Origin of the sequence: Halococcus qingdaonensis (assembly GCF_024508235.1) — an archaeon.
GTDB lineage: Archaea > Halobacteriota > Halobacteria > Halobacteriales > Halococcaceae > Halococcus > Halococcus qingdaonensis.
In genome coordinates this window covers 977,238-996,934 of sequence record NZ_CP101943.1, presented here as the reverse complement: position 1 = coordinate 996,934, position 19,697 = coordinate 977,238, and the positions used below count along the sequence as shown (strand labels likewise).

Annotated in this window: 19 protein-coding genes; 6 read left to right on the top strand and 13 right to left on the bottom strand. The window is 66.2% G+C overall.

The window, feature by feature from the left end; translation table 11 throughout:
- Positions 1 to 14 precede the first annotated feature (14 nt).
- From NO363_RS05280 to dnaJ, 3 genes are all read right to left on the bottom strand, one after another.
- Positions 15 to 1,136: a pyridoxal phosphate-dependent aminotransferase gene (locus NO363_RS05280; protein WP_256687393.1), complete on the bottom strand. Its 1,122-nt coding sequence runs from the start codon at positions 1,134 to 1,136 to the stop codon at positions 15 to 17.
- Positions 1,137 to 1,180: 44 nt separating this feature from the next.
- The gene (locus NO363_RS05275; protein WP_007741028.1) at positions 1,181 to 1,330 is read right to left on the bottom strand and encodes a hypothetical protein; all 150 of its coding nucleotides are present in this window, start codon (positions 1,328 to 1,330) and stop codon (positions 1,181 to 1,183) included.
- A gap of 329 nt (positions 1,331 to 1,659) precedes the next feature.
- Positions 1,660 to 2,844, bottom strand: a complete 1,185-nt coding sequence (gene dnaJ, locus NO363_RS05270) for a molecular chaperone DnaJ (RefSeq protein ID WP_256687392.1) — start codon at positions 2,842 to 2,844, stop codon at positions 1,660 to 1,662.
- A gap of 108 nt (positions 2,845 to 2,952) precedes the next feature.
- Here dnaJ and NO363_RS05265 point away from each other — a divergent pair, with 108 nt between their 5' ends.
- Entirely contained in the window at positions 2,953 to 3,633 is a 681-nt protein-coding gene (locus NO363_RS05265; RefSeq protein WP_256687391.1) for a helix-turn-helix domain-containing protein, read from the top strand.
- Positions 3,634 to 3,647: 14 nt separating this feature from the next.
- Here NO363_RS05265 and NO363_RS05260 read toward each other — a convergent pair whose 3' ends face one another.
- Entirely contained in the window at positions 3,648 to 4,379 is a 732-nt protein-coding gene (locus tag NO363_RS05260) for an RNA methyltransferase (RefSeq protein ID WP_256687390.1), read from the bottom strand.
- The gene (locus NO363_RS05255) at positions 4,379 to 4,873 is read right to left on the bottom strand and encodes a DUF8114 family protein (RefSeq protein WP_256687389.1); all 495 of its coding nucleotides are present in this window, start codon (positions 4,871 to 4,873) and stop codon (positions 4,379 to 4,381) included. Before NO363_RS05255 ends, NO363_RS05260 begins: the two co-directional genes overlap by 1 nt.
- An 81-nt stretch (positions 4,874 to 4,954) precedes the next feature.
- Between NO363_RS05255 and folP the strand changes: the two genes are divergently transcribed.
- Both folP and NO363_RS05245 read left to right on the top strand, forming a co-directional pair.
- On the top strand, positions 4,955 to 5,773 hold the full coding sequence (folP, locus tag NO363_RS05250) for a dihydropteroate synthase (protein ID WP_256687388.1): 819 nt from the start codon (positions 4,955 to 4,957) through the stop codon (positions 5,771 to 5,773).
- Positions 5,770 to 6,462: a 6-hydroxymethylpterin diphosphokinase MptE-like protein gene (locus NO363_RS05245; RefSeq protein ID WP_256687387.1), complete on the top strand. Its 693-nt coding sequence runs from the start codon at positions 5,770 to 5,772 to the stop codon at positions 6,460 to 6,462. The genes folP and NO363_RS05245 overlap by 4 nt, the downstream gene beginning before the upstream one ends.
- On the opposite strand, the gene NO363_RS05240 is transcribed toward NO363_RS05245, so the two are convergent.
- The 3 genes from NO363_RS05240 to NO363_RS05230 are packed head-to-tail and all read right to left on the bottom strand — an operon-like array spanning position 6,459 to position 9,892.
- The gene (locus NO363_RS05240; protein WP_256687386.1) at positions 6,459 to 7,427 is read right to left on the bottom strand and encodes a quinone oxidoreductase family protein; all 969 of its coding nucleotides are present in this window, start codon (positions 7,425 to 7,427) and stop codon (positions 6,459 to 6,461) included. The genes NO363_RS05245 and NO363_RS05240 overlap by 4 nt on opposite strands.
- 45 nt (positions 7,428 to 7,472) lie before the next feature.
- Positions 7,473 to 8,738: an AI-2E family transporter gene (locus tag NO363_RS05235; RefSeq protein ID WP_256687384.1), complete on the bottom strand. Its 1,266-nt coding sequence runs from the start codon at positions 8,736 to 8,738 to the stop codon at positions 7,473 to 7,475.
- 47 nt (positions 8,739 to 8,785) lie between these two features.
- The gene (locus tag NO363_RS05230; RefSeq protein WP_256687383.1) at positions 8,786 to 9,892 is read right to left on the bottom strand and encodes a mechanosensitive ion channel family protein; all 1,107 of its coding nucleotides are present in this window, start codon (positions 9,890 to 9,892) and stop codon (positions 8,786 to 8,788) included.
- A 307-nt stretch (positions 9,893 to 10,199) separates the two neighbouring features.
- Between NO363_RS05230 and NO363_RS05225 the strand changes: the two genes are divergently transcribed.
- Entirely contained in the window at positions 10,200 to 11,609 is a 1,410-nt protein-coding gene (locus NO363_RS05225; protein ID WP_256687382.1) for an FAD-binding oxidoreductase, read from the top strand.
- 3 nt (positions 11,610 to 11,612) lie between these two features.
- Here the strand turns inward: NO363_RS05225 and NO363_RS05220 are convergent, their stop codons facing one another.
- Positions 11,613 to 12,479 carry a DUF7537 family lipoprotein gene (locus tag NO363_RS05220; RefSeq protein ID WP_256687381.1) on the bottom strand — a complete coding sequence of 289 codons (867 nt, stop codon included), beginning with the start codon at positions 12,477 to 12,479 and terminating at the stop codon, positions 11,613 to 11,615.
- Between the two features lie 42 nt (positions 12,480 to 12,521).
- On the bottom strand, positions 12,522 to 14,210 hold the full coding sequence (locus tag NO363_RS05215) for a thiamine pyrophosphate-binding protein (RefSeq protein WP_370525586.1): 1,689 nt from the start codon (positions 14,208 to 14,210) through the stop codon (positions 12,522 to 12,524).
- Between the two features lie 80 nt (positions 14,211 to 14,290).
- Between NO363_RS05215 and msrA the strand changes: the two genes are divergently transcribed.
- A complete protein-coding gene (gene msrA, locus NO363_RS05210) occupies positions 14,291 to 14,833 on the top strand; it encodes a peptide-methionine (S)-S-oxide reductase MsrA (RefSeq protein WP_256687379.1) in 543 nt (180 codons plus the stop codon).
- 56 nt (positions 14,834 to 14,889) lie between these two features.
- Positions 14,890 to 15,927 carry a DNA-methyltransferase gene (locus NO363_RS05205; RefSeq protein WP_256687377.1) on the top strand — a complete coding sequence of 346 codons (1,038 nt, stop codon included), beginning with the start codon at positions 14,890 to 14,892 and terminating at the stop codon, positions 15,925 to 15,927.
- A 50-nt stretch (positions 15,928 to 15,977) separates the two neighbouring features.
- On the opposite strand, the gene NO363_RS05200 is transcribed toward NO363_RS05205, so the two are convergent.
- From NO363_RS05200 to NO363_RS05190, 3 genes are all read right to left on the bottom strand, one after another.
- A complete protein-coding gene (locus NO363_RS05200) occupies positions 15,978 to 17,606 on the bottom strand; it encodes a BCCT family transporter (RefSeq protein ID WP_256687376.1) in 1,629 nt (542 codons plus the stop codon).
- A gap of 171 nt (positions 17,607 to 17,777) precedes the next feature.
- Entirely contained in the window at positions 17,778 to 18,788 is a 1,011-nt protein-coding gene (locus NO363_RS05195) for a TIGR04024 family LLM class F420-dependent oxidoreductase (protein WP_256687374.1), read from the bottom strand.
- Complete coding sequence (locus NO363_RS05190) at positions 18,785 to 19,555, bottom strand: SDR family NAD(P)-dependent oxidoreductase (protein WP_256687373.1); 771 nt, start codon at positions 19,553 to 19,555, stop codon at positions 18,785 to 18,787. The genes NO363_RS05195 and NO363_RS05190 overlap by 4 nt, the downstream gene beginning before the upstream one ends.
- Positions 19,556 to 19,697: the final 142 nt, after the last annotated feature.

Sequence of the window (19,697 nt, the reverse complement as noted above, 5' to 3'; positions counted from 1 at the left end):
GAGCGTCGATAGTGTCAGCGGACCGCGCTCGCGGCGTCGTCCATGACTTCGATGGCGTCCTTGAGCTCCTCGATGCCCGTCGCGTAGGAGATGCGGGCGTAGCCCTCGCCGCCGTCGCCGAAGGCCTCGCCAGGGACGACGACCACGCCGCGGTCGAGACACTCGTCGACCCAGCCCTCCGGCGCGTCGGGCATCGCGTAGAACGCGCCCTCGGGCGTGGGCGTGTCGAGACCCGCGTCGGCGAGCCCGTCGAGCAGGACATCGCGGCGCTGTTCGAAGGCGTCGACCATCTCGTGGACGGGATCCTGTGGGCCCGAGAGGGCGGCTGCGGCGGCGTACTGGGCGGGCGCGCTCGCGCAGGCCTGGACGTACTGGTGGACGCGGAGCATGCGATCGGTGCGGCGCTCGCTCGCCGTGACCCAGCCGAGCCGCCAGCCGGTCATCGAGTAGGCCTTCGAGCAGGCGTTCACCACGACGACGTTGTCCGTCTCGGCGAACTTCATGGGACTGTGGTGTTCGCCCTCGAAGACGATGTGCTCGTAGACTTCGTCCGAGATACAGAGCACGTCGTGTTCGTCGGCGATCCGGGCGAACTCGCGCATGTCCTCTTCGCTCTGGACGGCCCCGGTGGGGTTCGCGGGGCTGTTGACGACGAACGCGGCGGTGTCGTCGGTGATCGCCGCTTCGACTGCGCTGGGACTCATCGTGAGATCCTCGCGGAGTTCGATCGGAACGGGTTCGCCGCCCGCGAGGTTCGTCAGCGCGGCGTAGGAGACGAAGCCGGGATCGGGAACGATCACCTCCTCGCCTGAACTCACGTGGGCCTCCATCGCGAGGTGGAGCGCCTCGCTGCCGCCGGCGGTGGCGATAACCTCGTCCGGATCGACATCGAGGTCGTTGTCCCGGGCGTGTTTGTCGCTCACCGCCTCGCGGAGCTTGGGAATTCCGGCGTTCGAGGTGTAGCCGTCGGCCGCGCCGCTCTCGATGGCGTCGATGGCGGCCTGACGGGCGTGGTCGGGCGTCGGGAAGTCGGGCTGTCCAAGGCCGAGGTTGATGGCGTCGCCGCCGGCCGCCTCGAACACTTCGCGGATGCCACTGATGGCGACCGATTCGACCCGGTTCGAGAAGTCCATCATATCACTACTCGCGGCCCGAGATGCGATAACTGTACAGGTTTTCGCTACGATTCGAGATCCTCGCGCAGCGTGTCGACGTGCGATTCGAGCGTCGACAGCGCCGCATCGGGGTCCACGTAACCGTTCTCGTAATCCTCGAAGACCGCATCTGCACGGTCCAGAAACGTCTCGACGGCGGATTCTGTCTCTGCCATGTCGACATCAGCGCTCGCCGACGGTTATACTCGGTGGCTCGCGCTGGCCTGCCGGCCGCGCGGCCGCGGTGGCGGTGCGGTCCTGGTGGATGAAGGGCGAAGGGCGCGAACGACCGGAGGGAGTGAGTAGCGAACGAAGTGAGCGCGCCCCGAGGGCTTCGGCGGTGCTGTGCTGTGCAGTAGCGGAGTGGTTGTGTCCGCGTGAGCGTAGCGAGCGCGGTTCGCCGCGAACGAGGCCGAAGGCCGAGTGAGCGGTTCTTTTTAGTCCAGGTTTTTGCGAGGAGTGGTTCGCGCTTCGCGCGAACCCCGACGAGTAAAAAAGTGGGGCTCTAGAGCGAGTGTTTGAGCTTCTCGAAGAAGCCTTCCTCGACCTCGATCTCCTCACCGCCGGCTTCGGCGAACGCTTCGAGCGCGTCGCGTTGATCCTCGTTCAGTTCGTCGGGCGTGACGACCTGCGTTCGGACGAAGAGGTCGCCGGTGCCACGACGGCGCAGGCGGGGCATGCCCTTGCCTTCGAGGCGGAAGGTCTCGCCGCTCTGAGTGCCCGCAGGGACGTCCATCTCGACGGTGCCGTCCAGGGTGGGGACTTCGATCGTCGCGCCGAAGGTCGCCTGCGGGAAGGAGATGGCCGCGCGGTGGGCGAGGTCGTCGCCCTCGCGATCGAACTCGGGGTGTTTGCGCACGCTGATCTCGATGAGGAGGTCGCCGTTCGGCCCGCCGTTCTCGCCGGGTGCGCCTTCACGCTCCATGCGGAGGGTCTGGCCGTCGCGGATGCCCGGTGGGACCTCGACCGAGAGGCTGGCCTCGTTGCGTACGTGGCCATCGCCGCCACAGGTCGAGCAGTCCTCGGAGTAGAGCGTGCCGTCGCCGCCACAGCGACGGCAGGTCTGTGTCTGTTGGACGCGACCGAGCGAGGTCTGCTGGACCTGGGTCGTCTGGCCGCGACCGTCACACTGCGGGCAGGTCTCGGCGTCGGCGCTTTCGGGATGGCCCGACCCCTCACAGTCCGGGCAGGTCTCGGGCCGGGTGATGGTGAACTGTTTTTCCGCACCCGCGGCGGCCTCCTCCAGTTCGATCGTGAGGTCGGTTCTGAGATCGGAGCCCTGTCGCGGGCCGCTCTGGCCACCGCCGCCGCGACCGCCACCGCCGTTGAAGAACTGCTCGAAGATGTCGCCGAGACCGCCACCGCCCATCCCGCCGCCACCCATTCCTCCAAAGGGGTCGCCACCGGCACCGCCCATGCCGCCGCCCCGCCCCGCACCGCCGCCGTCGAACCCGCCGCGTTTTTCGGCCTGCTCGAAGCGCTCGTGACCCATTTGGTCGTAGGCCTGCCGTTTCTGGTCGTCGGTGAGCACCTCCTTTGCCTTCTTCGCCTGTTTGAACTTCTCGTCGGCGTTCGGGTCGTCGGAGACATCGGGGTGGTACTCGGCGGCCTTCTTGCGATAGGCCTGTTTGATTTCGTCCTCGCCGGCGTCGCGCGAGACGCCGAGCACCGAGTAGAAGTCCTCACTCATTGCCCCGTATATTGGCTTCGGACACTTCAACAAAACGGGTTCGGCCCTCGCACTCGGCATGCCAGGGAGGGAAATAGTTATTCGGCCGCGGAGCCCACCACTGGGCAAATGAGCACCATCGGCGAACTATCGGTCGCCGCAGAGACGTTCGCGCTCGGCGAGACCATCGAACGAGTGCCCGGGGTCACCTTCGACGTCGAGCGGGTCGTCGCCCACGACGCCGACCGCGTCATGCCGTTCGTCTGGGCAAGCGCGCCCGACCGTGAGGCGCTCGAAGACGCCTTCGAGTCGGACCCGAGCGTCGACAACGTCGAACTGCTCTCCGATCTCGACGGCGAGTGGCTCTACCGGATGGAGTGGGTCGCTCGCGTCCAGTTCGTCGTCCACGCGCTGCTCGAAGAGCAGGCGACCGTGTTGAACGCCGAAAGCGAGAACCGGCGCTGGCAGCTCAGACTGCTCTTTCCCGACCGCGATTCGCTGTCACGAACGTACGATTTCTGTCGGGAACACGACATCGAGATCGACGTCGAGGCGATCTACGCGATGGAAAACGAACGCCACGCCCGTTTCGGCCTCACCGAGGAGCAGGCCGAAGCCCTGGACGCGGCGTTCGAGCACGGCTACTACGAGGTGCCACGCGATCTCTCGGTCGCCGATCTCGCCGACGAGCTCGATATCTCCCATCAGGCGCTCTCGGAGCGGTTCCGGCGCGCACACGGCAACCTCGTCGAAAACACGCTGATTATCGACGAAGGAGATACCGAACAACAGCTGACACCGAACCTGTAGTCGGCGGTGGTCGGCTACGGCTCTTCGTCTCGCGCGCGATCGATCTGCATCTCCGCCCGACGGAACAGTCCCCGTAGCGTCGTGACTTCGCGCCCTGTCGGGTGGGCGCGTCCGAGCACACGCCGGAGCATGCGCTCGGCTTTCGCACGTTTCTCGTCCGGACGGTCGATGGCACCCAGAAACGACTGGAACTGGTCGTAGAGTCCTTCGAGCGCGCGCTCGTCGGCACGATCACGGCGATCCGGGTGATGTACCTCGTCGAGCGTGAGATTCCGAAGCTCGTAGAGCGCGACCGTGGCCGCCTGGCCGAGATTGAGAACCGGGTAATCGGGGCTGGCCGGGATCGAACAGACCTCGTCGATGCGGGCGAACTCCTCGTTCGAGAGTCCCGTGCCCTCGCGCCCGAAGACGAGCGCGACGTCGCTCTCGACGTCGGCGAGATGGTCCGCGAGTTCGGCCGGCGTTTTGAACGGATAGCGGACGTGTCGTCCCTCGTCACGGCCGGTCATGGCGGTGAACCCCACCGTGTAGAACTCCGAAACCAGTTCGTCGAACGTGAGCACGTCGTGGTTCGGCAGGACGTCCTCGCGGGCGTGACCGGCGAAGCCGTAGGCCTCGCCGTCGGGATCGAGGTCGGGTGGATCGACGAGTTGCAAACTATCGAACCCGAAGTTCTTCATCGCCCGCGCGATCGTCCCGACGTTGCCCGGCGTCTCGGCATCGACGACGGCGACGGCGACCCCCATCAGATGTCGAGGCTGTCGAGATCCACGCTCTGAGCCTCCTGTTCGGCATCGGCCGCCGAACCCGTGCCCGACACCGACGGGACCGCCGTCGGATCGGTATCGACGTGCTCGACCGGTTCGTAGTCCTCGGGTGCGCGCCCGCCGTCGGCGAACCACTCGTGGAAGGCGTCCTGGAGTTCCGGCTCGCCGCGGTAGTCCGCCCCGCCCTGCTCACGGTACCAGTAGCGGAAGTCGGGTTCGTGCTCCTCGCAGAGGACGACCTCGCTCAGGGGTTCGCCGTAGACGGCTGCCGCGTCGTTGCAGGCGTCGAGCTCGCTGTCACCGTGGACGAGCCAGCAGGCGTGACACGGCGAATCGATGAGCTGGCGGAGCCTGACGATCCGTTCCCTGGTCGTCGGCTCCATCTCGTCGATCGGTTTGATATCACCGTCGTCGGTGAACACCGCCGACTCGTCGAATCGCCAGCCGCGCAGCGCGATATTGACCTTTCCCATACCCCGGCTACGACGGTTGCGCCTAAAAGTCGCGCGTCCCTCGAACGGGTCGCTTTTGCCCACGCTCGCCAACGTTCGACCATGCAGACCGTCGAGGCCGCCGGTCTCCCGATCGGCGACGGACACCCAGCGCGGATCATGGGTGTGCTCAACGTCAGCGACCAGTCGCCCTACGAGCCGAGCGTGTTCGCCGATCCCGCCAACGCCGCCGCCTACGTCGACGACCTCATCGACGAGGGCGCGGAGATCGTCGACGTGGGGGTCGAATCGGCGAACAAGCGCTTCGAGGTGCTCTCGGCCGCCGAGGAGCGCGAGCGACTCGACACGGCGATCGAGACGATCGATCGCGTCACGGGGGAGGCAGTATTCTCGATCGAGACCAGATATCACGAGGTCGCTGCGGCGGCGCTCGACGCGAATTTCGACATGGTGAACGACGTCTGTGGCTTCGCCGATCCCGAACTGCCCCGCGTCTGCGAGGCGCGCGACGCGGCGGTCGTGAAGATGGCCAGCCCCCCGGATCTCGAACGACCCGGGGCGCTCGCGGACGTCGACGACATCTACGACGCACTCGCCGAGGGCCTCACCGACAAGACGATCATCGATCCCGCGTTCGGCGGCTGGAGCGAGGACAAAACCCTCGACGACGACCGCGAGACGTTCCGCCGCCTCGCGGAGTTCGGTGCCATCGACCGCCCGATGCTGGTCTCGATCAACCGGAAGAACTTCCTCGGCGAGATCGTCGGCCGCGAGACCGACGACCGACTGCCCGCGAGCCTCGCTGCGACGGCCCTGGCCGTCGAGCGCGGTGCGGACGTGATCCGCACCCACGATGTCGCCGAGACCCGCGATGCGGCTCGCATCGGCGACGCGCTCGGCGACAGAGCCGCGCTGCGATGAACTTCGCCGCGTGGGAACCGGTCTACGAGGCGATTCTCGCCGATTTCGGCTTCGATCGCGCGAGCGACGAACATGTCCGGGACCGTCTCGCCGATCTCGTCGATCCGTTCGATCTCGATCGACTCGACGTGACTGGCGAGACGGTCGTGATCGCCGGGGCCGGCCCGTCACTCGAAACCGACCTCGACGGGGTGGACACGACGGACGGTAGCGTGTTCGCCGCCTCGACCGCCGTCGACCGTCTTCAAGAGGCCGGTATCGCCGTCGACTGCATGGTGACCGACCTCGACAAGAACCCGGAGACGGTGCGGGCGCTCACGGAAGCGGGTACGCCGGTCGCGATCCACGCCCACGGCGACAACGAGCCGCTGGTCGAGGAGGTGGTGCCGACCCTCGACGTCGAGCACGTGCTCGGCACGACTCAAGCCGCGCCCGCCGACCCGGTGGTGAACCTCGGTGGGTTCACCGACGGGGATCGCGCGGCCTTTCTGGCCGATCACTGCGGGGCGAGTCGTCTGACGTTCGTCGGCTGGAATTTCGACGACGGATCGGTGGACGCGATGAAGAAACGGAAACTCGTCTGGGCCGAACGCCTGCTCTACTGGCTCGAACGCCGACGTGGCGAGCGGTTTTCGGTTCTCGACGGGCGGCGCGACGGGATCGATACGAGTGTGCTGCCGGTCGATTAGGGTTCGAGAACGACCTTCCCGCTCGACTCGCGGTTTTCGATATACTCGTGAGCATCGGCGGCCTCGGCCAGCGGGAACGTCTCACCGACGATTACTTCAAGTTCACCGCTGGTGAGCAGTTCGGTCAGATGCGGGACGGCATCGAGCACGCGCTCGGGGGCGCGCTGCATCGACTGGCCGAGGTGGTAGCCCTGAATGGTGAAGTTGTTGAACAGCAGCGTGCTCGTGTCGGGATAGCCGGGCTCGCCGCTCGCCGCACCGTACGACACCATCCGACCGAAGTGGGTGAGACAGTCGAGGCTCTCGGTCGTGGTATCGCCGCCGATTCCGTCGAGAACGAGATCGACGCCCTCGCCGTCGGTAGCGTCGTTCACCGTCTCGGCGAACTCGGTCTCGGTGTAGTTGATCGGGTGATCGAGCCCGAGGCGCTCGGCGAGATCGAGCTTGTCCTGTGTGCTCGCGGTGCCGAAGACCTCCGCGCCGGCCTCGCTCGCGAGCTGTGTCGCGGCAGTGCCGACGCCGCCAGCGGCCGCGTGGACCAATACGCGCTCGCCCTCTTCCAGCCCACCCCACTCGAACAGGGTGTTGTGGGCGGTCAGGAACTGGACGGGAAAGCCAGCCGCTTCGGGAAAACTCATCGACTCCGGAATGTCGAACAGTCCGGCGGCGTCGGCGGTGGTGTACTCGGCGTAGCCCTCGTCGGTCATGGCGACCACGCGCTCGCCGACCTCGCGATCGACGCCGTCACCGACCGCATCGATGGTGCCAGCAGCTTCCATGCCCGGCACGTAGGGCGGCTCCGGCCCGCCGACGTAGTGGCCGCGGCGCTGCATGATGTCCGCGAAGTTGATCCCCGCTGCCTCGACGGCGACGCGCACCTCGCCGTCACCGGGCTCCGGTCTGTCGCGCTCGGTCGTTTCGATGACGTCGCTGTCGCCGAATTCGGTGATTTCTACGGCTTGCATCACCGATGGTTAGAGGTCTGTCCGGATAAACCATCCGGGCGTGGTTTATTCGCTATGCTCGGTTCCGCCATCGGGCGATCGTGACGACTCGTCGTCTGCAGGCCCTGCGCCATCGGTCTCGGCGTTCGACTCATCGGTTGTGTCGACCGGTTCCGGTTCGGGAACGGAGAGCTCGTTGGAGGGATGGAGCGGGTTGCCCGCCGTCGCCCGCGCGGTGAGCGGTTCGCCACGGACGAGCTCGGGCAGGAGGATGCGGGCGAAGTGGACGAACAGTACGAGCAGCAGCGGGCCGAGGAAGAGTCCGTACCAGCCGAACAGCAGCGGGCCGATGATGTAGGCGATCATCACCGAGCCGGTGTGGAGATCCCGGCCGGAGACGTAGGGTCGGAGCACGAGGTCGGGGATCGTATCGACGATGACCAGCGAGACGACCGCGAAGACGAGCGGGAACCAGAGCAGCGCGGGACTGACGAGAACGGCCTCGATGCCGAGCAACAGCGCGACCGGGACGTAGACGATCTTCATGCCGATGACGGGCACGAGACTGCCGACGCCGGTGAGCAGTCCCAGCAGCGTGGGCGAGGGCACGGCGACGCCGGCCGGGCTGACGGCGTTGAGCAGGTTGTAGGATATCGCCGCGAGGATCGCCGTCGAGAAGGCGTTCAGGATGTTGCCGAAGTAGATGGTCTTTAGATTGCGATCGACCGCGTCCAGGTAGGCGTACATTGGCGTCCCGTCGCCGGCGAGCTGGCTGCGAAACCACGCTGCGAGCTTGTGGTCGTCGCGCAGGAGGTAAAAAGCGAGCGCGAGCACGACGAACAGGTGGATGAGCGCGTTGCCGAACGCGCCGAGATACGCGAACAGCGGCGTCGCGGCCTCGGTGATCGTGTCGATCACGCCGCCGCTCAGGAACTGCTGGGGGTTCTCGATCGCCGAGCTGATGACGGCCTGTGGCTCGGTGCCGACGCCAGCGTTCTCGACGTACGGTTCGAGCGCGTCGAGCACGGGCTGGAGGTTCGCACTCTCGGCGATATCGGCGAGCTGGAACGTGCCGACGTAGAGCGTGTAGCCGATGAGCAGGATCACCGGCAGCGCGACTGTCGTCAGCGAGACCGCCGCCGCGAGGCTCGACGTCGGCACGTGATCGCCGAGCCGGCGGTGGATCGGGCGCGTGATGTAGTAGACGAACAGTCCGAGGACGAACGTACCGATATACCGCCAGACGACGAACGAGAGCGCGAGGCCGAAGACGACCGCCATGAGCCAGACCGGGATCCGCGAGCGGTCGTAGTCGCCGAGCAGGCTAGCCATGCCGCGAACAGAGCCGGAACGGGTAAAAAGTCGTTGTGCGAACGGGCTCAGACGTCGGGATCGCCCGTGCCGCTCGGCCCGGAGCCACCCCGCGTGTCGTCGTCGAACATGTCCTCGTCGTCGGTGCTCTGGGTGTGTCCGGTAGTTCCACCTCCTTCAGTGAGATCGTCGGCGCTGCTGCGTGCGCTCGACATCCAGCTGTCGATGTTCTCGGCGACGTAGTCCTTGCTGCCCCAGCCGAGACCGATGGCGATGGCGAGGGCAAGCCCGACACCGAGCGCACCGAAGAACGACACGACAACCGTGTTGAAGAGGGTTTCGAGGATATCGACGCCGAGACCGAGCCTGCTCAACACCGTCGTGATGACGTAGTAGTAGGCGAACACCTTCACACCGAGACCGGCGTAGTCGGTCACCTGGCTCGTGTTGATATCCGCCACGACGTCACCGAGCAGGTCGGCCACGTAGATGCCGATGAGGAGGAAGATGAGCGCGCCGATGAGCACCGGGAGGTACGCCGTCAGGCCGGTGAACATCTGGGTGAGCACGCCGAACTGGAGCGCATCCACCGCCTGAACCAGCGCGAAGTAGTAGATGACGTATTCGACGACCGTTCCGAGGGCGTTACCGACCCCGCCGACCGCGTCCGTGATGCGCACGAGCGGCGTCCCTTCCAGATAGCGGTTAAGATTGAATCCACCGAGGACGCTGCCGATGATGTCACCGACGAACCGACCGATGGCGAACCCGACGCCGAGGATGATGGCCGCCACGACGATTTTCAGCACGGCCGAGACGATACTCGACAGTATATCGCCAGGGATCGGGAGCTGGAGCTGTTGGAGCGCGAGGAGGAGTGCGAAGATGATGATAATGTACTTGACGAGCTTACCGAGTCCGCCCGCAAGGGACTCGTCGGCGTCGCCCTCGGGTTCGAGCGGCGTCCCCGAAACGTACTGTGAGGGACTGATACTTCTGATGACGCGTTTGACCGCATTGCCGAGAACGATGCCGACGATCCAGCCGATGATGAGGATGACGATCGCAGCAATTATTGACGGGATGGCCGAGAGGAATCCCTCTATCAGTGGCTGCACGGAGTCGGGGACTGTCTGGAGGACGATACTGTCGCCGATTGTGTACGTTTCTGTCATGATTTTCCTGACCTCACGCACATCGTCATCCGTGACGTGTGGGGTGTCAGGGGATGCCACTTCACACATTAGATGCATAAATGTATCCATTGTTTCATCTTTTATTCGCGACGTTTAAGAGATAAATAATAGCATGAGATCTACTATTAACCGAATAACTGTCGGGCAGCGGTGCGACGTTCCCGTTCGTCGTTCTCGTGTCCGCTGGGCGTGGCGTCGAGCTGTTGTCGAGTGGCCGTACGAACCATCGGCCAAACGCCTCGCACCGACGCCGGAGTTTTATCGCCGGCACACGTGCAGTCAACATATGGCATACGACTGTTCGTTTCTCGCCGATCACCTCGCCGACGAGCAGTTCTCGTTCGGCGACGACGACCGCGACGGCCACGCAGGCGACTGGGGAACACCGGACGGCGAGCGCGTGCGACCCGATGCGGTCTGTTGGCCCGAATCCACGGCGGAGGTGAGCGCGGTGCTCGCCGCGGCCAACGAGCGCGAGGTGCCGGTGACGCCGTACGCGGCGGGCACGGGGTTGGAAGGGAACGTACTGCCGGCCTTTCAGGGCATCAGCATGGACTGCACGCGGATGGATCGTGTCCTCGACGCTCGACCGGCGGACTTCCAGATCGACGTCGAACCCGGCGTCCTCGGATCGGGGGTGAACGACGCGGTCGCCGACGAAGAACTGTTCTTGCCCCCGCTGCCACAGTCGGGCGACATCTCGACCGTTGGCGGGATGGTCGCGAACGACGCCAGCGGCGCGAAAACAGTCAAGTATGGCGAAGTAAGTGACTGGGTGCTCGGTCTCGAAGCCGTCCTGGCCGACGGCACGGTGATCGAGACCGGGAGCCGGGCGGTCAAAACGTCGAGTGGTTACAACCTGACCGATCTCCTGATCGGCAGTGAGGGGACGCTCGCGGTCGTCACGCGCGTAACGTTCGAACTCGCCCGCCGACCGAAACAGATCCGCGGCGGGCGGGCGACCTTCGACGATCTCGACACGGCCGCCGCGGCGATCGCCGCGACGATGCAGGCCGGCGTCGACGTGGCCACCATCGAACTCATCGACCCGCTGAGCACGAAGATCGCCAACGCCTACTCCGGGACCGACCTGCCGAACGTTCCGACCGTCTTCCTGGAATTCCACGCGAACCACCACGTCGAGGCCGAGATCGAAGCCTGCCGCGAGATCTTCGAAAATTACGATGCCGACCGCTTCGAGATGGCCGCCGGCGACGAGATGGACGAACTCTGGGACGCCAGACGAAACCTCGCGAACGCCATGATCGCCTACGATCCGCCGCGTCGCCCGGCCAAACCCGGCGACATCACCGTGCCGATCAGCCACTTCCCCGAGATCGTCCGCTACGCGAAGGCGCGCGGCGACGAGTACGGCCTCGACGTGACGACGTTCGGCCACGCCGGCGACGGCAACGTCCACTACAACGTGCTGGTCGATCCGAACGACGAAGACGAACTCGCGGCCGGCCGGGAGATCTCCGATGCCGTCGTCCAGCGAACCATCGAACTCGGTGGCACCGCGACCGGCGAACACGGCGTCGGGCAGGGAAAACGAGAGTACATGGTCGCAGAACACGGCGAGGGCAGCGTCGAGACGATGCGTGCCATCAAACGCGCACTCGATCCGAAGGACACGCTCAACCCCGGCAAGATCTTTCCCGAAACCGCCGACGGCGAGCGTCTGCGAGTCGACTGAACCTCAGTCCGCGGTCGTGGCGGTCGAGACGTTTGCGATGGCCGCGTCGTACCAGGAGGGGCGCTCGATGGTAGTGTTTCCGAGATTCGTGTAGCGCACGTGCCGACGAACGTCGACGGGAGTGCCGTCGAGTGATGCCGTGTAATCAAGTCGATACTCGTGGACGAGCCCGCGTGAATCGACGAACACGACGAGCGAGAGGTTCCGTGGGTCAGTCCACTGGATCTCGAAGGCGGCCGGGTTCGTCACGCTCGTCGACTCGGCGCGGTGGAGCGTCGTTCCGTTTCGCGTCTCGGTCCCGGTCACGCGGGTCTCGACCGAGCCGAGATAGGCGTACAGCTGTTGGCGCTTCGTCGGATCGATCGTGAGTGCCTCGCGGGGCGGCATCGACTCACCCTCGACGTTCCGCGGGGAGTCGTACGACGTGCTCTCGTTCGTCGTGTCGGTCACGAGAACGCGCTCGCCGTTCGACCAGATCGCTCTGGCGAACGCGCCGCCGCCGAAGAGGAGTCCCGAGGCGTTTCGCCGGACGTAGTATCGGCTGTCGTTGGCCGCGAGTCGCGCGTCGGCCGAACCCCGGTTGTAGGCGGTCCCGTTCGCGTACTCGATGGCGTAGCTCTCGTGCAGGGTGTAGGAAGTGTTGTCGAGAGCGGACGCGTGGGCTTCACCGAGCGCGAACGCATCGGTCACACCCCCTTCGGTGAGGCCCGGTGCGAGCCGCGGCACGGCCGTCGGCGTCGGCTCGTCGGTGGGGACGGCCGCTGGCGTCACCGTCCGGGACGGGGTTTCGTCACCGCCGAGTGCGACCCCGTTGCAGCCGGCGAGGACGACCGCCGCCGCGAACAGTCCGCCGAGAATCGCCTTCCGCATTGTTAGCAATGGGTCGACGCCCGGCAAATGCTTTCCGTCGGGTCAGTCGTGCACCAGCACGTCGAGCACGTCCGGGCCATCCCTGTCGAGCGCGTCCTGGACGGCGGGTGCGATCTCTGCGGGCGGTTCGATCAACTCCCCCCGCGCACCGTGGCTCTCGACATTCGTCGGGATGTCGACGGGCGGATCGAACTCCATGTCCTGCCAGTCGTATTCGTCTTCCTCGCCACCCATCACGTCGAGCGTGTTGTCCTTCAGAATCCGATAATTTCTGTTGTCGGGGATCACGACGGTGAGGTCGAGGTCGTATCGCGCGGCGGTGTAGAGCGAATGGGGGTAGTAGAGATACGAGCCGTCGCCGACGAACCCCACGACGTCCCGTGGGCTCTCGCGCTGGCCCTCGGCGAGCGCCGCGCCCACCGACGCGGGAAGTCCATAGCCTAGCCCGCCACCTTTGTTCGAGATGTACTGCTCAGGCTGAAGCGGCCAGCGCGTCAGCATCGCGTACTTCGCGGTGATCCCTTCGTCGACGATGTAGGCGTCCGGTGCGGCCGCTTCGAGCGCATCGACGAGTTCGGCCTTCGAAGCGCGTGGATCGTCCTCGTCGCCCTCACCCATCGTGGCCAGCTGTCCCTCGACCATCTCCTTCACCGAGCGCACCGTGTCGAGTCGTTCGTCCCGCTGCTCGTCGTCGAGGCGCTCGCGCAGTCGGGCGGCGAGGTCGTCCATCACGTCGCCAGGATCGCCGACGACGGCCGCGTCGGCGGGCTGGTTCTTCCCGATCTCGTGAACCGCGTCGCTCAGATGGATGCAGGTCGTGTCGTCGGCGACGAGGTCGCCCTCGTGGCGCGTCAGCGTGGTGTTTGTCGAACAGCCGGCGAAAACGACAGTGTCGGCGCTCAACAGCGTTCGTGCAAGCTCCTCGTCGGGCGGGATCGGCGAGACCCACTGCTCGTGATCCATCGGGAAGTCGACCTCCGAGAGGAGGATCTCGCCGTGGACGCGCGCGCCGCTCGCCTCGGCTAGTTCGACAGCCGCCGCGACCGCGTCCGCGCCCGCCCGCGCCACGTGATCGCCGACGACCAGCACCGGCGCATCGGCCTCGGCCAGGAGATCGGCCGCGCGCTTGATACTCGCCGCGTCGCCGCGTCCGCCGGTGGGGATCGGCCCGAGTCGCTCGGGGCTGGCGTCGGTTTCGGCGAGCATCGTGTCCAACGGGAGTCCCAGAAAGACGGGGCCCGTCGGCGGCGTGAGCGCCGTCCGCACTGCCCGGCGGACCATCGTCGGAATCGCCTCGACGTCGAGGATCTCCTGGCTGTCCTTACAGAACTGGCGGGTCATCCGGAGGAGATCGCCCGAGAGGATCGGCTCCTCGTGACGGAAATCAGAACTGTGGTTGCCGGCCGTCACCAGCAGCGGCGCGCCGGCGACCTTCGCGGCGTAGAGATTGCCGAGACCGTGGGCGAGCCCCGGTGCGAGGTGGAGGTTCGCCACGCCGAGGGGCATGACGGAATCGTCGTGGTCGGCGTGATACCGGCGCGTCTGGGCGTAGCCGCCCGCCATTCCGACCGCGATGTCCTCGTGGAGCCCCAGCACGTACTCGATCTCGCTATCGGCGAGGGCGTGCACGACTGGGAGTTCGGTGGTTCCGGGATTGCCGAAGACGTGCGTGACGCCGTAGTCGGCGAGCGCGTCGACGAACAGCTCCGCGCCGGTGTAGTCGCTCATCATCGGTCCATCGTGGCCCGTGGTGAAATACCTCACTCCGACCGGGCCGATGGGTTTTCCCCCGAGCACGCCCAATCGCGCGTATGGCAACCGAAACCGAACGCGCGACGCTCGCCGGCGGCTGTTTCTGGTGTATCGAGGCCCCCGTGGAGGAGCTCGACGGCGTGCTCGACGTGACCTCGGGCTACGCGGGCGGCCACACCGAGAATCCGACCTACCGAGAAGTCTGTTCGGGCACCACCGGCCATGCGGAGGTCGTCCAGATCGAATACGATCCCGAGCACATCGCCTACGAGGACCTCCTGGACGTGTTCTTCACCGTCCACGATCCGACCCAGCTGAACCGACAGGGCCCCGACATCGGCAGCCAGTACCGCTCGGCGATCTTCACCCATAGCGACGACCAGCAGGAGAAGGCCGCGGCCTACGTCGACGCGCTCGACGCGGAGGGTGGCTACGATGACGACGTCGTCACCGAGGTCGAGCCGCTCGACACGTTCTACGAGGCGAGTGAGGAGCACCAGAACTACTACGAGAAAAACCCCGACGACGCCTACTGCTCCATCCACGCCCAGCCGAAGATCGAGAAGGTGCGGGAGAAGTTCGCCGAGAAGCTCGCGGCCTGAGTCGTTAAATTCGATCTCCGCGGACGTTTTCACCGACGGCGTGGTGGCTATCGCCAATGGAGACCAGCCATCGCGTCGTCGTCGGCGATTCCCGACGGCTCGACGGGGTCGCCGACGACAGCGTCGAACTCGTCGTCACCTCGCCGCCGTATCCGATGATCGAGATGTGGGACGAGCTCTTCACCGAACTCGATCCCGCGATCGGCGAGCGACTCGACGCGGGCGACGGACGAGGGGCATTCGAGCTGATGCACGACCAGCTCGGCGCAGTCTGGGACGAACTCGCACGCGTGCTCGTCGACGGCGGCATCGCCTGCGTCAACGTCGGCGACGCGACGCGGAAGGTCGACGGAAGCTTTCGCGTCTGGGGGAATCACTCCCGAATCGTCGATGCGTTCGAGGCGCGCGGGTTCGAGCCCCTCCCCGAGATCCTCTGGCGGAAGCCGACCAACTCCGGCGCGAAGTTCATGGGCAGCGGCATGGTTCCGCCGAACGCCTACGTCACGCTCGAACACGAGTATATACTGATCTTTCGCAACGGCGGGACGCGACAGTTCGAACCGAACGCCGATCGTCGCTACGAGTCGGCCTACTTCTGGGAGGAGCGCAATCGCTGGTTTTCGGACCTCTGGACGGACGTCACCGGCGAACACCAGGCGCTCGACGGCGACGACCGCCGGGATCGCTCGGCGGCCTACCCGTTCGCGATCCCGTATCGCCTCGTCAACATGTACAGCGTCGTCGGGGACACGGTTCTCGATCCGTTCTGGGGGACGGGCACGACGAGCCTCGCCGCGATGGCCGCCGCGCGCGACTCGATCGGTTCCGAGCGCGAGGCGGGGTTCGCGGAGGCGTTCGGCGATCGCGTCGAGGACGCACTCGCGCTCTCCCGGGCCGTCGCGAGAACGCGCCTCGACGATCACCGCGCGTTCGTCGACGAGCACGGCGTCGACGAGTTCGCCTACGAGGCCGAGCACTACGAGTTCCCGGTCACGACGAAACAGGAGCGCTCGTTGCGGCTCTACGCGATCGAGACCCTGACCGCGACCGACGACGGCTACCGCGCCGTCCACGAACCGATCGACACCGACTGAGGCGACGTCGTTCGATGGGTCAGTATCGACGGGGCGGCAGGTGGCATGACTCAGTCGTCCGAGCCGGCTCCCGCGTGTTCGTCGGCGGCGGTCGTTCCGTCGGTCACGGACTCGTCGCGCTCGCTGAAGGTAAAGAAGGACTCCTCGTCCTCGTCGGCGATGTGTTCCCAGTAGTAGTCGCGGGCGACGACGTAGCTTGCGTAGATCAGGACGACGAAATACAGCGTGAACGGCAGCGCCATCACCGGCGAGAACGACTGTAGCGCGTCGAACGCCGGCAGGTTGAGCGTCATGACGCCGAGGAACGCCAGCAGCACGCCCCACCACGCCCGGTTGCGCGCGTTCGGGTTCTCGTCGCCGAGGGTGATCGCCGACAGCATGAACACCGCCGAGTCGAGCGTCGTGAGGATATAGCCGACCATCACGAGCACGAGCAGGACGCCGAGGACCTCGCCGAACGGCGTGAGCTCGATCGCTTTGGCGACGGCCGCCGGGATGTCCCTGGCGGCGAGCGCGTCGCTGATCGGGCCGAAGTTCCCCGGCGAGAGCACCCAGCCGCCGATGATGGCGTGCTGGGCCCAGACCAGCCCCGACGGGATGACCACCAGCGCGACGAACGTCTCGCGGATGGTGCGCCCCTTCGAGACGCGAGCGACGAAACTGCCGACGAACAGCCCCCACGCGACCCACCACGCCCACCAAAAGCTCGTCCAGCCCTGTGGCCAGCTGCCGCCACTGGTCGGCGCGGCGTAGAACATCAGCCGTGGGAGGTTGTTGAGCCAGATGCCCGTCGCGTCGAGCGTGAGGTTGAGCGTGTAGAGCGTCGGCCCGACGACCAGCAGCATGCCGGCGGCGAGCGCCATGACGACCATCGTCAGCCGGGCGGCGTTCTGGATGCCGCTGCGTAGCCCGAGCCAGACGTCACCGAGGAAGACCAGCCCGATGAGCGCGAACAATCCGTAGGTGAGTACGGTCGCGTCCAGCCCGTAGACGGCGTCGAGGATCGTCGCGAGCTGTTGGGCGGTGAAGCCGAGCGAGGTCGCGATCCCACCGACCATCGCGATCAGCGCCGAGAGATCGACAAGCCAGTAGAGCCAGCCGTGTCGTTCCCGGTCGAGCACGACGTCGAGCATCGAGCTGAGCTTGTACTCCGAGACCGACTGCGTGTAGATCATCAGCGCAAAGGAGAGCGTCACCGGGATGTACCACATCGCCATCCCCGGGAACGACTCGTGGACGAACATGAACGCGAGCGCGAGCGGTTTGAGTGCGGCTCCGCCGACTGGCAGTGGATCGGGCGGCGGACTGTTGACGATCTGTACCGGCTCGCCAACGCCCCAGACGATGATCGAACTGCCGAAGCCGACGGTGAAGACCATCGCGATCCAGGAGTAGAGGCCGAACTCCGGTTCGGCGTCCTCGCCGCCGATACGGATCTTCCCGTAGCGCGAGAGCGTCATGAACAGTCCGAAGACGATCATGACGCCGCCGAGCAGCATGAACCACCAGCCGAAGGTGTGTAACACCCAGTCGTAGGCCCCGTTGAGCGTGCTCGTCAGCAACGGCGGGTTCACGATGCCGACGACGACCAGCCCCACCAGCGCGGCGATGGTAATGACGAACAGTCCGATCTCGCCCCAGTCGGCGTCGTCGAGACCGAATGTGTGCTTGATCCTCATCGAGCCGTGGGTCCTCTCAGCACAGCCGTCCCACCGGCTCGATGGCGATCGTTGGAGATATCGATGACGACACGACGTACTGGCTGCGGCTCGCGGGCGGCAAACGTACGGATCACGGACAGTGGCCCTCTAAGCGTAGTCCGACGGGTAAACCCACCGATGACCGGAGGCTTAGGGAGCGAGTGCCGCGGTCGTCGCCCCGATCTCGTCGAGCGTCGCGTCGCGCGGGAACGACACCGAGACGTGATCGACGCCGTCGATGGCGGCGAAGCGCGCGAACCGCTCGCGCGCCTCTTCGGGCGTGCCGGCGACCGCGATCGAATCGAGGAGTTCGTCGTCGACGGCCGCCATCGCTGCCTCGCGATCGCCGGCCTGCCAGTGTTCGTAGATCGCCTCGGCGGTGTCCTCGTGGCCGATCCGCGCGAGGCTGTCCCGGTAGAACGTCCCCATCCCGCCAACGTAGAAGGCGAGATGTTGGCGGACGGATTCGCGGGCGCGTTCGCCGTCGTCGAGCGCCGCACAGGTCAGCGAGAGCGTCACGCGCACGTCGTCGAGGTTGCGGTCCGCGAGCGCCGCCCCACGACGGAGGTCGTCGAGACGCTCGCGGAGCCCCTCGCGGGTGAGCATGAGCGCGTGCCAGCCGTCGGCGAAGCGCCCGGCGAGTTCGACACTCTTGGGTCCCATCCCGGCCGCGTCGACCGCCGGCGCGGGCTCCGGTGGCTCGCAGCGCAGCCGAAAGCCCGAGAGGTCGAAGTCGTCGCCGTCGTAGTCGACTTCCTCGCCCGTGAGCACCGCCTTGACGATCTCGACGGTCTCGCGCGTCCGGCGAAGCGGGTTTCCGTAGTCGACGCCGTGCCAGTTCTCGACGACGATCGGTCCGGAGGGGCCGAGGCCCAGCCGAAAGCGCCCGTCAGAGACTTCCTGGAGCGTGGCGGCGGTCTGGCCGAGCAGTGCGGGCGAGCGCGAGTAGATGGGGACGATCGACGTGCCGATGCCGATTTCGTTGGTTCGATGAGCGATCGAAGTGAGCACCGTCACTGCGTCACGACCCCACGTCTCGGGTAGCCAGACCCGATCGTAGCCGAGTTCCTCGGCGCGTTCGGCCTGCTCGCAGAGCGCGTCGATGCTCGGCTGTGCGCCCACCGGGAGGAATACGTCGCGATCGGCGGCGGAGTCGCTCATTCTGGCGATTCCATGATGTCCGGCACGCCCCGTGCGGTGATCGTCTCGCCGGTGAGATACGACGCGGCGGAGCTCGCGAGGAATTGGGCGACGTCGGCGATCTCCTCACTCGTGCCGATCTTGCGATCCACCTCCTCTCGGTCGATCTCGTCGGCGGTGACGCCCATCTGGCTCGCCACGCCGGGTGTGGCGACGAACCCCGGCGCGATGCAGTTCACCCGCACCCCGTCGTCGGCCCACTCGTAGGCGAGCGTCGAGGTGAGGTTCGCCACGCCCGCCTTGGCGGCGGCGTAGTGGCTCATGAACGGCGCGCCCTCCTGTCCGGCGACGCTCGCGAAGTTGATGATCGTCCCCCCATCGCCCTCGCGCATCACCTCGCCGGCGGCCTGCGTGCAGTGGTAGGTCCCGTGGAGGTTGATGTCGACGATCGTCTTCCAGCCGTTCTCGGAGATGCCCTCGAAGTTCGCCATGAAGCTCGCGCCCGCGTTGTTGACGAGCGTGTCGAGCCCGCCGAACTCCGCGACGGTGGCCTCGACGAGCGCCTCAACGGAGTCGCGCTCGCGCACGTCACACTCGACGGCGAGCGCCGATCCGCCGGCCTCCTGGATCCCCTCGGCCACGGGATCGACGTTCCCCTGCTCGCGCGAACAGATCACGACCTCCGCCCCATCGGCCGCGAACCGCTCGGCGATCGCGCGCCCGATACCGCTCGACGCGCCCGTCACGAGCGCCGTGTCGCCGTCGACGCTGAACTGTTCCGTGGTCATCGCCGCCTCCGCGTGGTGGTTTCCATCACATCGACCGTTACCGATGGCATACTAATAAATACTGGTGCCACCATCGATTGTCAGTGCGTATCGATCGGTTACCACCGGTAATCCGATCCGTCGTCGGAAGACACTCGTCGCG